The following is a 15,028-nucleotide window of genomic DNA, read 5'->3' as shown; positions in this document are numbered from 1 at the left end:
CTCTTATTCTTCTGGCGCGACAAGTTCGATGATGCCTTGTTGGCGAATGAGAAAGCGTACGAGGGGTTCTAGGTCCTCATTTTGACTCAAATCTAGACCTGAGAAGTCAAATTCAATCTGGTCTGTGATGGCTTGTACGAATGACGCGAGTTCCGCGTTAATCGCCATGCTTTCACCATTACAAAACACGGAGATTGTTTTGGTATCTTCGGATTGATAATAGCAAATGCGCGCGTCGCCGGGACGAATAAATGTTTGCCCTTGCTTGGCGCTCTGAAATGCATCAGTTAGCTCTTGATTGTTCAAAGGTGCTAAAAACTCAGGGTATTTACTTTCGCTCATGGTTTCACCGAGCCAGTTTGCTAAGGCGTCAGGCTGACTAATTAAGCGAGCGAGTTCTGTTTGTAGGTAGGCAATGTCATCGGCATGGATTTGTGCGCTGTGTTCGCGTTTGCCCGTTTCTGGCGGTGCAAAGCGATCTTTCGCGTTGATTGTTTCGCATAACTTATCGCGCATGCCGGTTAATGCGTCTTGTAAGCTTGGTGCGCGGAACCCGACGGAGTAAGTCATACAGTCATCGTCTAGCGAACGGCCATTGTGTGCAAAGTTGGGCGGTAAATACAAAATGTCACCAGCCTCTAATTCCCAATCCATTTCCGTATTGGCGTTGAAGTTATCCAATATGTGCAAGGCAATATCGGGAATGGCGGAATCTTGATAGTTGCCGGGAGCCAACACTTGCCAACGACGCTTACCGGCGACTTGAATAAGAAAGACATCGTATTGGTCGTAATGAGGGCCAACGCTACCGCCTTCGGTTGCGTAGCTGATCATCACGTCGTCTAATCGCCAGCTTGGTAAAAATTGAAATTGTTCTTTTAGGTTTTGTACTTCCGGTACCCAGTGGTCGACAGCTTGTATTAACAACGTCCACTCTTTTTCTGGCAAGGCTGAAAAGGTGTTTTCGTCAAATGGGCCTTGTTGTGTTTCCCAAGGCGTTTTGCCATTTTCAATCACAATACGAGACTCGACTTCTTCTTCCATGGCCATGCCCGCCAATTCATCGGCGTCCAAAGGCACGTCAAAATCGGTTAATCCAGCACGTATTAAAAGCGGTTTTTTCTGCCAGTATTCATCAAGAAACGTTTGTGCTGTCATGCCACCAAGAAGGGTTAAAGGCGTGTTCAAATCTGTCATATGTGGCTCGTAAAAATGAAAGAAAATAGGAATAGTTTTATGTTTTTTCTGATCAATTAAGCACGTTTGAAAGACAAAAAGAGCCGATAAATCGGCTCTTTTATATCTCTTTATTCGTCCCTTTCTTTTATAAAAAGATTAGTTACGAATGGCTTGTGCTTGAGCAACGGCGTTACCAATGTAAGTTGCCGGTGTCAGTTTTTTAAGTTCTGCTTTTGCTTGTTCTGGCATTTCTAACGTATCAACAAAGGCTTCAATTGTCGCTTGGTCAATCGTGCGACCACGCGTCAGCTCTTTTAGCTTTTCGTACGGAGATTCAATGCCAAAACGACGCATAACCGTTTGAATTGGTTCAGCCAAGACTTCCCATGCGTTGTCTAAATCTGCATTTAGGCGAGGCGCGTTGATCTCCAATTTGCTGATGCCTTTCAATGTTGCTTGATAAGCAATTAAGCTGTGTGCCAAACCAACACCAAGGTTACGAAGAACTGTAGAGTCTGTTAGGTCGCGCTGCCAGCGAGAGATCGGAAGTTTCGCGCTTAAGTGGCCCATGATGGCGTTTGCAATGCCCAAGTTGCCTTCGGAGTTTTCGAAGTCAATTGGGTTTACTTTATGTGGCATAGTAGAAGAACCGATTTCGCCAGCAATGGTTTTTTGCTTGAAGAACCCCATGGAAATGTAGCCCCACACATCACGGTCGAAATCGATCAAGATAGTGTTGAAGCGACAGATTGCATCGTACAATTCCGCGATGTAATCATGCGGTTCGATTTGAGTTGTGTAAGGGTTCCAAGACAAACCTAAAGAGGTAACAAACGCTTCTGCATGCGCTTGCCAATCCACGTCTGGGTAAGCAGAAAGGTGTGCGTTGTAGTTGCCCACTGCGCCATTGATTTTGCCTAAAAATTCAACGTTTTCAATTTGCTTTAGCTGACGGCTAAGGCGAGCGGCTACGTTGGCCATTTCTTTACCAACAGTAGATGGCGATGCTGTTTGACCGTGTGTACGCGACAACATAGGCTGCTCTGCGTGCTCAATAGCTAAGTCTTGAATTGCCGTGATGACGTTTTTAAGCTCTGGAGTAATGCCTTCCTCAAGCGCTTCACGAAGCATCAGAGCGTGAGACAAGTTGTTGATGTCTTCTGATGTACAAGCAAAGTGAACAAATTCAGAAATGGCTGCTAATTCTGCATTGTCCGCCATTTTGTTTTTGATGAAATATTCAACCGCTTTGACATCGTGGTTCGTTGTTTTCTCAATGTCTTTAATCGCTTGAGCATCGGCTTCGCTAAAGTTATCTGCAAGTTGGTCTAAAACGGCGCTTGCTTGAGCGCTAAGAGCAGGAACTTCAATAATTTGTGGGTGTTTGGCAAGAGCCTGTAGCCAGCGAACTTCGACTATGACTCGCATACGTAGCAAACCGTACTCGCTCACAGAGCGACGTAATACGTCCGTTTTCGATCCGTAACGACCGTCGATAGGGGAAATTGCATTTAAGCTAGTTAGTTCCATTGAGATAACGCCTCGAACATGGTTTTCAGGGAGCGGCTATTATAGGCAAAAGAGGTGGTTACTGCTATGAAAGTCTGGGAATTTGAACCTTTACAGCGGTTTTAATACCGTCATTTTTTAGCCTTTTTATTGATATGAATTAATTTTAAAAAAAGCTTGGTATTTTTTTGTAAATATTCACACTTTTTGCCTTACTCGATTGTATGATACGGACAATATTGAATTTTTGAATAACCCCTCCTTATTGTTGTTTTATCAGGAAAGAATCTCATATGAAAATTAGTCGCATTATAAACTTGGCCATAATCATCGTGCTTATCGCTTTGTCTACTCTTTACTATATTACGCAGAGTAGTTTAAAGCATAATGAAGAATTGATTCGTCATGAAGTTGTTTTAGCCGATGCCGTTTCGGCAATAAAAGACGCACGTTATTATGTGGTTCAAGTGCAGCAATTTTTGACTGATATGGGAGCAACACGAGGCGATGATGCTTTGCCAGAAGCGGATGAAAGTTTAGACGGTGCTATGAATAGCCTTAACGAATTGGCGCAAATTCTCCCAGAATACAATAAAGAAGTTGATGGTTTAAAACAGCAGCTTCAAAAGGTATATGATGCAGGCCGAGTGATGGCTACTGCATATATCAACGAAGGCACAGAAGCGGGTAATGACCTAATGAAAGGTCCTGGCGGTTTAGATGATGAGTCGACACTGTTGGCTGATTCACTGGAAAAAATTGCTAATGAATTATCTGAAAGTCTTAATAGCAGTGCAGATGTTTCTATTGAAGCGATTCAAGATGCTGAGTTTTTATCTTTGATCAGTAGTTTGATCTCTGGTGTCGTTATTGTGGGTGTTATTGTTATTTTGCGCCGTCGTATTTTACCTGACTTACACACTCTTGAAGCTTCTCTTCATAATATTTCTGTAGGTGAACGTGACTTGACCGTTCGTCTTGATGAAAAAGGTAAAGATGAACTTTCCTCTGTTGCTTCTAGCTTTAATATTTTTATTAAGGGTATTCAAGAGCTTATGATTAGTCAGAAAGGGCAATCAATACAGTTGTCTGTTGCTGGTGAACAGATGATTGTAGCGTCACATAAAACGCGAACTGGTATGGCCAGCTTACAGCAGGAAACTTCTGGTATTGCCGATGTTGTGGCGGAGATGCAAACCACAGTTCGCCATGTTGCCGATAGTGCCGATGCAGCAGCAAAAGCGGCAAAAGAATCTGATGATTTTGCAAAAGATGTTGAGGCTGTTGTACAAACGAGTGTGACTTCTATTGAAGAGTTAGCAAAAGGTGTTGAAAAGGCATCTAGTGTTCTATTGGCTCTCGAAAAAGATACGTCAGACGTAGGAAGTATTCTTGATGTAATACGTGGTATTGCCGATCAAACTAACTTACTTGCTTTGAACGCAGCAATTGAAGCAGCAAGAGCGGGTGAGCAAGGTCGTGGTTTTGCGGTCGTTGCAGATGAAGTAAGAACGCTGGCACAGAGAACACAAGAATCTACAGAACAGATTCAACAAATGATCACTCAGCTACAAACAGGCTCTCGTGATGCAGTGCAAGTAATGGAAGTGAGTAAACAGCAAGCAGAGCAGAGTGTGACGCAGTCTAAGCAAGCAAGTGAAGCACTGCATAAAATCACATCGTCTATGAGTAATATTTCCGCGATGGCTATTGAAATTGCTTCGGCGATGGAGAAGCAGTCTGCGGCATCAGAAAATATTGATGCACGTATTCGCTCTATCCGAGATGAAGCGGAATTAACAAGCAATAATGCCGAGCAATCAAATTTAGCAGCCGAACAAGTACTGACTCAATCAAATGCTTTGTCTGGTTTAATATCTAGTTTTAAAGTTTAGCAAACAAGGCGAAGCGTCGAGTATGCTTCGCCATTTTTTTACCCATGATTATTGAAATTAAGAGATAAGAAGTAAACGACTTTTATAAAACGAAAAAGCCCGAGCAACAAGATTGTTGCTCGGGCTTTTTATTTGTTTTTTTATGCTTTAGTAAATTAAAGCGTAGCCAAAGCTTGGTTGAAAGTCGCGCTTGGACGCATTACTTTTTCTACCGCATCAAGGTCAACATTGTAGTAACCAGATAGGCCGGCAGGCTTGCCTTGTACTGCAGCAAGTTCAGCAACGATGGCGTCTTCATTCGCCGTTAATACTGTCGCCAACGGTGCAAACTTAGCCGCTAATTCCGCGTTTTCAGTTTGAGCGGCCAATTCTTGAGACCAGTACATAGCTAGGTAGAAATGGCTACCACGGTTGTCTAGTTCACCTGCTTTACGAGAAGGAGACTTGTTGGTGTCTAGCAATTTACCGGTTGCTTTGTCTAGGCACTTAGCAAGGATTTTTGCTTTCTCGTTGTTGTTCTTGATACCAAGCTCTTCAAACGAAACGGCCACCGCTAAGAACTCACCAAGAGAATCCCAACGAAGGTGGTTTTCTTCCATAAGCTGTTGAACGTGCTTAGGAGCAGAGCCACCCGCGCCTGTTTCATACATGCCGCCGCCTTCTAGCATTGGAACGATAGACAGCATTTTCGCAGAAGTACCCAATTCCAAGATTGGGAACAAGTCTGTTAGGTAATCACGAAGAATGTTACCGGTTACAGAGATGGTATCGAGACCACGAATGATGCGTTCCATAGAGAAACGGATCGCTTCGTTGTACGTCATGATGCGAATGTCTAGACCATTTGTGTCGTGATCTTTTAGGTAAGTTTGCACTTTTTTACGAAGTTCGTTGTCGTGTGGACGTTCTTCTTCTAACCAGAAAACAGCAGGTGTGTCAGATTGACGAGCACGAGTAACGCCCAGTTTAACCCAGTCGCGGATTGGTGCGTCTTTGGTTTGACATGCACGCCAGATATCGCCTTTCTCTACTGCGTGCTGCATTAGAACGTTGCCTTGAGCATCAACAATACGCATGGTGCCAGCGGCTGCGATTTCGAATGTCTTATCGTGAGAACCGTATTCTTCTGCTTTTTGCGCCATCAAACCAACGTTTGGAACCGTACCCATTGTTACTGGATCAAATGCGCCATTGGTTTTACAGAAGTTGATGGTTTCTTGGTAAATACGAGCGTAAGTGCTGTCTGGGATAACGGCTTTAGCGTCATGTGCTTTTCCGTCACGACCCCACATTTTACCAGAGTTACGAATCATCGCTGGCATAGATGCATCAACGATAACATCACTTGGTACGTGTAGGTTGGTGATGCCTTTGTCTGAATCAACCATCGCCAATTCTGGACGTGTGTTGTAAACGTCTTCAATGGCTTGTTTGATTTCTGCTTGTTTCGCTTCTGGAAGTGTTTTGATTTTATCGTATACGCTGCCTAAACCGTTGTTTGGGTTTACGCCGATTTCTTTAAACAATTCGCTGTATTTTTCGAAAACGTCTTTATAGAAAACCGTTACCGCGTGACCAAATACGATTGGGTGCGATACTTTCATCATGGTGGCTTTTAAGTGTACAGACCACATGATGTTGTCCGCTTTTGCTTCTTGAAGAGACGCTTCAAAGAAGGCACGAAGTTTCGTGCAGCTGATGTTCATGCTGTCTAGGATTTCACCAGCAATTAACGGCAATGATTTTTTCACTTCAACTGAACCGTCTTTACCGACAAATTCGATGTTAACCGTTTGAGCGGAGTCCATAGTGACGGACTGCTCGGAAGAGTAGAAGTCGCCATCGCGCATGTAATCTGCGTGTGAGACAGACGTTTTGCTCCATTTACCCATTGAATGTGGATTTTTACGAGCGAAGCCTTTTACGGCTGCTGGCGCGCGACGATCAGAGTTGCCTTGACGTAAAACAGGGTTTACAGCAGAGCCAAGTACTTTTGAATAACGCGCTAGAACGTCTTTTTCTTCGTCTGTTTTTGGGTTTTCTGGGTATTCAGGAAGTCCGTAGCCTTGCGCGTTAAGTTCTTTAATTGCGGCGTTAAGCTGTGGTAAAGAGGCGCTGATGTTAGGCAGTTTTACGATGTTGGCTTCTGGTGAAGCGGTTAGGTCACCTAAAAACTTAAGGCCATCTTCCACTTGCTTGTCAGCAGGGAGAAGGTCAGAGAAAGACGCAAGGATACGGCTTGCCAAAGAAATATCAGTCAGTTCAAGTTCGATATCGGCTTCTTTTGCGAAAGCGCTAAAGATAGGAAGCAAAGACGATGTAGCGAGTGCTGGTGCTTCATCCGTCAACGTGTAATAAATGGTTTGTTTCGACATGTAATTCCCCTAACATTTCAGGCTGTTTGCCCATTGGATCGAAGATGACTTTATAGCCGTCATTCCCTATTAAATTTACGCAACAAAAATTCGTTCGCAGGATAAAATTTTGGTCGATATATTACCTAAAAAACCAAGGTAGAGATATCGGCTCTAAAATATACTCAAAATTGATGTCAGTTATTCTCGTATTATCTATTTTTTTCTATTGCTGATTTTGGCTCACGTGAATGTTCAATACCAAACAATAAAAAAGGCCATAAGGCCTTTTTTATATTATTAATTACGTGATTCTAGTGCATTTAGTAATGCTTTTCTTTTAAAGATCAAATGCCAGCGCTTACCACCAAGTTGTCGCCATAACATCGCGGCACGAATACCCGCCATTAGTATGGCTCGAACTTGATTGGAAATGTGTGGTTGTTGTAAAAATCGGCTGTCGCCGTGTACTTGAATACGGAAGGACAGTTTGCTTAACGTATCCTGATACATGCCAGAAATCGACGCGATCATGTTTTCGTGTAATACGCTGTCGTAATGCGCTTTTTTTTGTTCAATTTGAGATATTTTTTGGCCAATGGTTGATAGCATGTCGGGTGCTTTAGACAATTTATTTTCAAGATGTATTAAGCTAAGTGCGTATCTCAATGTATCAGGATTGACGCTACTGCGTTCTTTTCCTAGAGCTTGTCGGGCTATTTTTCTGCCGAGTGCTAAGTTACTCGGACAATCCCATTGGCCACCATATATGTCTTCAGTTGTGTTCGCGTTTAACATTAAAATGCTGTCTAGCATAGGCTGTAAGCTGGCGTTATCCACTTGACCAGTTTTGGCTAGAATAGACACCAATTCTGCGGCTTGAAATACAGCGGATAGGGCGATCGTTTGCTCTTTTTCTCGACTACTCACGTTTCTTTTCTCTCAACCACGTTTAAATTATGGGCTTTCAATGAATTATTTGTTGAAAGCGGCATTAATAATACCGCCACCTAAACATAGATCGTCTAGGTAGAAAACAACAGATTGACCAGGTGTTATCGCGCGTTGTGGTTCTGTAAAAGAGACTTCAATACGACCGTCCGCTAATTCGTAAATGGTGCAGTCTTGGTCTGGTTGACGGTAACGGCACTTCGCTTTACAGGTTAATGGTAGTGTTGGTTTCGTCCGTGCAACCCAGTCGAAGTTGTCGGCAATGAGATGCGTTTTAAATAAGGACTCATGTTGTCCTCCTTGAGTAACCACGAGCACGTTGCGCTCAAGGTCTTTTTCAACCACATACCATGGATCGTCTGAATATTTGGCTAAACCGCCAATGCCTAAGCCTTGTCGCTGGCCAATTGTGTGATACATCAAACCATGGTGACGTGCGATTTTGTCGCCATCCAATGTTTCAATATCACCAGGTTGTGCGGGCAAATATTGCTCTAAGAAGTCTTTGAAGCGGCGTTCGCCGATAAAGCATATTCCTGTGCTGTCTTTTTTATTGTGCGTGATAAGCCCAAACTCTTCGGCTAAGCGTCGTACTTCTGTTTTTTCCAGTTCGCCAACAGGGAAGAGGGTTTTGGCTATTTCATCTTTGCCTACGGCGTACAAAAAGTAACTCTGATCTTTGTTGCCGTCTAAGCCTTTAAGTAATAACGGTTCTCCGTCCTTTTCACCGCGACGGACGTAATGCCCCGTTGCAATGTAGTCTGCATTGAGTGCTAAGGCGTATTCAAGAAAGGCTTTAAACTTGATTTCTTTGTTGCATAGAATGTCAGGGTTTGGTGTTCTGCCTGCTTTGTATTCTTCTAGGAAGTGCTCGAACACATTGTCCCAATATTCCGACGCAAAGTTAGCGGTATGGAGTTTGATGCCTAGTTTATCCGATACCGCTTGGGCGTCGGCTAAGTCGTCTATGGCTGTGCAGTATTCTGTTCCATCGTCTTCGTCCCAGTTCTTCATGAAAAGGCCTTCAACCTGATAACCCTGCTGCATCAGAATGAGTGCAGATACAGAGGAATCAACACCGCCAGACATGCCGACAATGACTTTTTTTGAGCTGTTTGCGTTGTTCGCAATAGGACTTTCTTTCATGTGCTGCTGTTTCTCGACTGTTATTTTCGCAAAGCGAAGAGGCATGGCCTCAGATGAATTTAATTGCTGTTATTGTATCACTTTCTCTTTATCGATAGGGTGAAGAAACTGATCAGAAATAAAGGATAACGGTATAATGGGGTTGCGAAGCGAATCTTCAATGCAGGTTTTTATTAATGGGCTGCGATGAGGGAGTGTAAGTATTTCTTCATGGCTAAGCCAATGGCTCGATACAATATCTGGATCAAGCTCAAGAGTGGCCTGTTTTATTGGTTCGCATAAAAAACACAGACGGTGATACGTGTCAGCACCTTCAAAAGGCGTGAATGCGTACATGCCAAGTAAGCCAACTGGTTTAACAAGCCAGCCTGATTCTTCCAGTGTTTCTCGAATCACCGCATCGACTGCGCTTTCGTTATTTTCGATGTGTCCGGCTGGTTGATTTAGGACGAGTTGGTCGTCTTGCCATTCCTTTATCATTAGAAACCGGCTGCCCTGTTTTACCAGCGCTGCGACGGTGAGGTGAGGAAGTCTTTCTCTTTCGTTGTTCTTCAAATTGAGTAACCTCGTGTAATAGCGGTTCGGTTGGCTCAATATGCACCCATTGACCGACAGGTGTGTCGTCGAGTGTGTATGGGCCAATGGCGTAGCGAATTAATCTCAGGGTTGGAAAGCCAACGGCGGCGGTCATTCGACGCACTTGTCGATTTTTGCCTTCGCGAATTTGTAAGGATAACCAACTGGTTGGAATGTTCTCTCTGTGCCGAACAGCAGGTGTTCGCTCCCAGACATCAGGCGTGCTGATTCTCTCCGCGTGTGCTGGCTTTGTTAGCCCATCTTTTAATTCTATGCCTTGCCTAAGTTGTTCTAGCGCTGCGTCTGATATTTCCCCTTCTACTTGAACCCAATAGGTTTTGGGGAGTTTAAAATCAGGTGAGGCAATGACGTGTTGTAAGGCGCCTTTATTTGTGAGCAACAATAACCCTTCTGAATCGAAGTCTAGTCGCCCAGCGGGGTAAAAATTGGGTGAATCAATGTACTCTGCGAGCGTTGATTTATCACCTTCAGCAGAAAATTGGCTAAGTACACGGAATGGTTTATTAAATAAAATTAAGTTGGAGGTCATGCGTCTAATGTATGGTCTGATTGTGTCGTTATAGGGTGAAAAAAACGACGCTAAGCGATTGCATCTTACCCCTCATTTAAGAGGCGTAAGATAACAAATTCAAGCTTGGATAGCGATGCAACTTATTATTAGGCGGGTTGAGTGTTTTGGTTTTCTTCTTGAATCTCTTCCTTTTCTTGGCTGATGATCGGGTTTATGTCGATGGCGTGCAGACCTCTTTCGCCAGGTTCCGTTTCAAACGTGACCGCTTGGCCCGCTTTCAGCGTTTTGTATCCTTCAACATTGATGGCAGAATAATGAATGAATAAATCTTCATTAAAATCTTCTGATACAATGAACCCATAGCCTTTCGCGTTATTAAACCACTTCACTGATCCGTGATGCATGAGTTACTCCTTATCCACTCAGTCGGTGTTTGCCTGTGTCATCTAAAATGAGTAATGATTATCTCAGGCACCTTATAAACATAGCCCGGATATCGTAGATTGCTAAATAGGTCCAAATTGTTTATGACCAATCAATGATAGAATTTTATGACATAAACATTGATTGCACATTTGATTGCCCCAATAAAAGCGTAGAAGGCGTTTTGGTATTTGTAAAATTCAAGTGGTAATCTGTAACGTATTAGATGTTGTATATGAGTAGTAATGAGTCAGAATTGGCAAGTTATGTGAAAAAATGTAGCCTCAGAGGCATGGGATGATTGTAGATCAGCAAATTAGACTAGTATCAGAAGATGATGAGCAGCACGGGCATTCGAATATTGCGATTGCACCTGAAGAAACGGAATTGAAGCCGCCATCCATGTATCAAGTTGTTTTATTCAATGATGATTATACGCCAATGGATTTTGTCGTATTTATTTTACAGCGTTTTTTTTCTATGGAAGGGGAAAAGGCCAATCAGGTCATGTTAGAAGTACATACAAAGGGGAAAGGTGTTTGCGGAATTTACCCTTTTGATATTGCTGAAACGAAAGTGGCAATGGTACAACAGTTCGTGGAACAAAATGAGCACCCCTTAATGTGCGACCTACAAAAGGTTGACTGATTCAGAGTGAGGGAATAGCAATGTTAGATAAAGAACTAGAGCAAACCCTAAATACAGCGTTCAAAGCGGCGCGCGACAAACGCCATGAATTCATGACAGTAGAGCATTTGTTATTAGCTCTTATCGAAAATGACGCTGCCTCAAGCGTTCTAAAAGCATGTGGTGTAAGTTTAGATATATTGAGCAAGGAGTTAGAAGAGTTTGTTGATAGTACAACGCCACTGATTCCTGAAGACGATGATGAGCGTGAAGTTCAGCCCACATTAGGCTTTCAGCGCGTATTACAGCGTGCTGTTTTTCATGTTCAATCTTCTGGTAAGCGTGAAGTTACCGGCGCTAATGTTCTGGTGGCTATTTTCAGTGAGCAAGAAAGCCAGACCGTCTACCTGCTAAAACGGCATGGCGTGGCGCGTATTGATGTTGTCAATTTTGTTGCGCATGGTATTTCAAAAACAGGTGAAGCATCTTCTCAGGATATGGATCAAGAAGATGAAGCGGAAGACACAACAACAGCGCCGCTGCAAAAATTCGCGACAAACCTAAATGAAGAAGCCAAAGCCGGTAAAATCGACAAATTAATCGGTCGTGAATACGAAGTCGAGCGTGTTATACAAACGTTGTCTCGTCGTCGTAAAAACAACCCTTTGCTTGTTGGTGAATCGGGCGTAGGTAAAACCGCCATTGCTGAAGGTTTAGCGAAGCGTATTGTCGATGGGCAGGTACCAGATGTTATTGCGGATGGCATTGTTTACTCATTGGATCTGGGGGCGTTGCTGGCCGGAACGAAATACCGTGGTGATTTTGAAAAACGGCTAAAACAGCTTTTGGGTGAGTTGAAGAAGCTTCCTAACGCTATTTTGTTTATCGATGAAATTCACACCATCATTGGTGCTGGTGCGGCATCGGGCGGCGTAATGGATGCCTCTAATCTGCTTAAACCTGTGTTGAGTTCTGGCGGGTTACGCTGTATTGGCTCGACAACATTCCAAGAGTTTCGTGGCGTGTTCGAAAAAGATCATGCACTTGCGCGTCGTTTTCAAAAAATCGATGTGAACGAACCAAGTGTGGATGACACCTACCAGATCTTGAAAGGCATCATTGGCGCGTTTGAAGAGCACCATAAAGTTAAATATGAAGAGCCTGCATTATTAGCGGCAGCGGAGCTTGCTCAGCGCTATGTGACAGATCGTCATATGCCTGACAAAGCGATCGATGTGATTGATGAAGCAGGCGCTTATCAGCGCCTACAGCCTGAAGGCAAACGTAAATCAGTGATCACGGTTGCGGATATCGAAGATATTGTTTCTAAGATTGCGAGAGTGCCTGTTAGGGCGGTTAATTCTGATGATAGACAAGTGTTATCAAACCTAGAGCGCAACCTGAAAATGGTGGTCTTCGGGCAGGATAATGCCATTAATTCACTCTCTGCGGCGATTAAACTCTCTCGTGCTGGCCTGAAAGCAGAAGAAAAGCCAATAGGCTCCTTCTTGATGGCAGGGCCAACAGGTGTAGGTAAAACCGAAGTGACAAAGCAGCTGGCCAAGCAATTGGGGCTTGAGTTGATTCGTTTTGACATGTCTGAATACATGGAGCGTCATGCGGTTTCTCGCTTGATTGGTGCGCCACCAGGTTATGTAGGTTTTGATCAAGGTGGTTTGTTAACAGAAGCGGTCACTAAGAACCCTCATAGTGTTGTATTGCTTGATGAAATAGAAAAGGCGCATCCAGAAGTCTTTAATTTGCTTTTGCAGGTGATGGATCACGGTACCTTGACCGACAACAATGGTCGCAAAGCGGACTTCCGTAATGTGATTTTGGTTATGACGTCAAATGCAGGCGCAGAAGAATTGGCTCGTCGATCTATTGGTTTCTCCAGTCAGGACAATTCGACAGACGGTATGGAGGTGATAAATCGAACCTTTACGCCAGAATTTAGAAACCGTCTTGATGCAGTGATTCAGTTTCAGCAATTGGATGAGCGCATTATCTTTAATGTGGTTGATAAGTTTTTGGTGGAGTTACAAGCTCAGTTGGATCCGAAAGGCGTCCTTCTTGAGGTCTCAGACACAGCACGAGGCTGGTTGGCGAATAAAGGCTACGATCGTCAAATGGGTGCCCGTCCGATGGCTCGCGTCATTCAGGAGCACCTGAAGAAGCCATTGGCAGATCAGATACTCTTTGGGGATCTGAACGATGGTGGTCATGTAAAAGTGTCTTTAGATGAAAAAAGTGACGAACTGAAGTTTGAAGTAATAAAAGAAGCGGTTGTCCATTAAGCTTAATGCAATTGCTAGACATAAAAAAACCGGACAGTGTCCGGTTTTTTTATGTCTTCATTTAAGCCATTAATAAAACGCTTAAATTAGCGAGCACGATAAACGATACGGCCTTTTGAAAGGTCATATGGTGTTAGCTCTACTTTTACTTTATCGCCTGTCAAAATGCGAATGTAGTTTTTACGCATTTTTCCGGAGATATGTGCAATTACAACGTGTCCGTTTTCTAATTCGACACGGAACATGGTATTAGGCAACGTATCAATGATAGTGCCCTCCATTTCTAAGCCTTCTTCTTTTGCCACAATATGTGTCCTATGGTGTTAACGTATAGTTAGTAGACGCCGACCATGCCTTATTCGGAGGTCTACAGACAAAGAAAAAAATCGTTTTTCTTTAGTCAATTGAGCGCTAAATTCTTAAATCATGATGTTTATTTAGCGACGTCTGAATTTTGATCGAGCGTATTTTGCCTAAAAATGCAGCGTAAGGCAAACTTAGTTACGCTTTTGATGTGCCTATTTTAACGCTAAATGGGTTGTTTATGAGGATTTTTTCCAATTTCTATTAAGTTTATATTCTTTTTTGTGCGTGTGATTAGCGCTTCTAATTGAGTGGAAAAAAATGACCTTGGTACCAATTCGGCGCCAAGCGAAAGCAAATGGTCGGATTCTACTTGGCAATCAATGAGTTCAATCTGACAGCTTTTAGCAAGATCGCAGAATGTTTTTAATGCAATTTTCGAGGCGTTAGGTTGCAGTGAAAACATAGACTCTCCAAAAAAAACATTTCCCATCGCGACGCCGTAAAACCCACCAACCAGTTTTTCATCCAACCAAACTTCAATAGAGTGTGCATAACCTAATTCATTCAGTTTGATATAAGCAGTTTTTATATCATTGGAGATCCAGGTGCCTTCTTTGTCGATCCTTAGGGCGGAGCAGTGGCCAATTACCGATGCAAACTCTTGGTTGACGGTAAATGTCCATTGGCCTTTTTTTAATGCTTTTTTAAGTGATTTTGACGTGTGAAAACGCTCAGGTTGAAGGATGCATCGTTGTTCAGGGTGCCACCATAAAATAGGGTCAGGATCACTGTACCAAGGAAAAAAACCTTTGCTGTATAGGTGTATTAAGCGTGTAGAAGATAAATCACCACCGATAGCGGCTAACCCCTCAGGGTCTTGTAGTGCTTTGCTTGGATCAGGGGTGTCGTAGGGGGATTCTGACAGTAATATCAGTTCGTGTTTTTCATCGCTGGCAGACGCTTGCATTGGGCGCGTATCTTCCTAATTTAGACATTGGCATATTCTATTTTTAGATTATCGTTTTTTCAGTGTAAAAACTATCTCTTCGAAAAAAGCGAAAAAAATCTAAAGAACTCAAATGGCTTACCGATAATCAAACTAAGGAAGAAAATACGTTCCGCTTGCGACTTGTTGACACAATGTTATGCTTAATTCAGTAGAATGTGCATGAAAAGGCGAAACAAATAGTTCCTTTTTATCCTTGTTGGGTGTTTTTTATCCAAAAAAGGGTG

At 43.2% G+C, this 15,028-nt stretch carries 13 protein-coding genes; 3 read left to right on the top strand and 10 right to left on the bottom strand.

What is annotated here, in order from left to right; all coding sequences use genetic code 11:
- Positions 1–3: 3 nt before the first annotated feature.
- Entirely contained in the window at positions 4–1,197 is a 1,194-nt protein-coding gene (locus D104_RS34700) for a cupin domain-containing protein (RefSeq protein WP_024025278.1), read from the bottom strand.
- Between the two features lie 138 nt (positions 1,198–1,335).
- The gene (purB, locus tag D104_RS34695; protein WP_024025277.1) at positions 1,336–2,709 is read right to left on the bottom strand and encodes an adenylosuccinate lyase; all 1,374 of its coding nucleotides are present in this window, start codon (positions 2,707–2,709) and stop codon (positions 1,336–1,338) included.
- A 272-nt stretch (positions 2,710–2,981) separates the two neighbouring features.
- Between purB and D104_RS0119120 the strand changes: the two genes are divergently transcribed.
- Positions 2,982–4,583 (top strand): methyl-accepting chemotaxis protein, encoded by a 1,602-nt coding sequence (locus tag D104_RS0119120; protein ID WP_024025276.1) that lies wholly within the window; start codon positions 2,982–2,984, stop codon positions 4,581–4,583.
- Positions 4,584–4,738: 155 nt separating this feature from the next.
- On the opposite strand, the gene D104_RS34690 is transcribed toward D104_RS0119120, so the two are convergent.
- The 6 genes from D104_RS34690 to D104_RS34670 form a co-directional block, all read right to left on the bottom strand.
- Entirely contained in the window at positions 4,739–6,958 is a 2,220-nt protein-coding gene (locus D104_RS34690) for an NADP-dependent isocitrate dehydrogenase (RefSeq protein WP_024025275.1), read from the bottom strand.
- Between the two features lie 279 nt (positions 6,959–7,237).
- The gene (hflD, locus tag D104_RS34685; protein WP_024025274.1) at positions 7,238–7,867 is read right to left on the bottom strand and encodes a high frequency lysogenization protein HflD; all 630 of its coding nucleotides are present in this window, start codon (positions 7,865–7,867) and stop codon (positions 7,238–7,240) included.
- A gap of 45 nt (positions 7,868–7,912) precedes the next feature.
- Entirely contained in the window at positions 7,913–9,034 is a 1,122-nt protein-coding gene (gene mnmA, locus D104_RS34680) for a tRNA 2-thiouridine(34) synthase MnmA (protein WP_036201431.1), read from the bottom strand.
- A gap of 69 nt (positions 9,035–9,103) precedes the next feature.
- Complete coding sequence (locus D104_RS0119115) at positions 9,104–9,514, bottom strand: NUDIX domain-containing protein (protein ID WP_031215312.1); 411 nt, start codon at positions 9,512–9,514, stop codon at positions 9,104–9,106.
- Positions 9,450–10,160 carry a pseudouridine synthase gene (locus D104_RS34675; RefSeq protein ID WP_024025271.1) on the bottom strand — a complete coding sequence of 237 codons (711 nt, stop codon included), beginning with the start codon at positions 10,158–10,160 and terminating at the stop codon, positions 9,450–9,452. The genes D104_RS0119115 and D104_RS34675 overlap by 65 nt, the downstream gene beginning before the upstream one ends.
- Positions 10,161–10,288: 128 nt before the next feature.
- Positions 10,289–10,546, bottom strand: a complete 258-nt coding sequence (locus D104_RS34670; RefSeq protein WP_024025270.1) for a cold-shock protein — start codon at positions 10,544–10,546, stop codon at positions 10,289–10,291.
- A gap of 316 nt (positions 10,547–10,862) precedes the next feature.
- Between D104_RS34670 and clpS the strand changes: the two genes are divergently transcribed.
- On the top strand, positions 10,863–11,213 hold the full coding sequence (clpS, locus tag D104_RS34665; protein WP_024025269.1) for an ATP-dependent Clp protease adapter ClpS: 351 nt from the start codon (positions 10,863–10,865) through the stop codon (positions 11,211–11,213).
- Positions 11,214–11,233: 20 nt separating this feature from the next.
- Complete coding sequence (gene clpA / locus D104_RS34660) at positions 11,234–13,489, top strand: ATP-dependent Clp protease ATP-binding subunit ClpA (protein ID WP_024025268.1); 2,256 nt, start codon at positions 11,234–11,236, stop codon at positions 13,487–13,489.
- 86 nt (positions 13,490–13,575) lie between these two features.
- Here the strand turns inward: clpA and infA are convergent, their stop codons facing one another.
- Positions 13,576–13,794, bottom strand: coding sequence for a translation initiation factor IF-1 (gene infA / locus D104_RS34655; RefSeq protein WP_012070936.1), 219 nt, complete (start codon positions 13,792–13,794; stop codon positions 13,576–13,578).
- Positions 13,795–14,018: 224 nt separating this feature from the next.
- A complete protein-coding gene (gene aat / locus D104_RS34650; RefSeq protein WP_024025267.1) occupies positions 14,019–14,762 on the bottom strand; it encodes a leucyl/phenylalanyl-tRNA--protein transferase in 744 nt (247 codons plus the stop codon).
- Positions 14,763–15,028: the final 266 nt, after the last annotated feature.

This window comes from Marinomonas profundimaris (genome assembly GCF_000508165.1).
GTDB lineage: Bacteria > Pseudomonadota > Gammaproteobacteria > Pseudomonadales > Marinomonadaceae > Marinomonas > Marinomonas profundimaris.
This window is presented reverse-complemented; position numbering and strand designations above follow the sequence as displayed.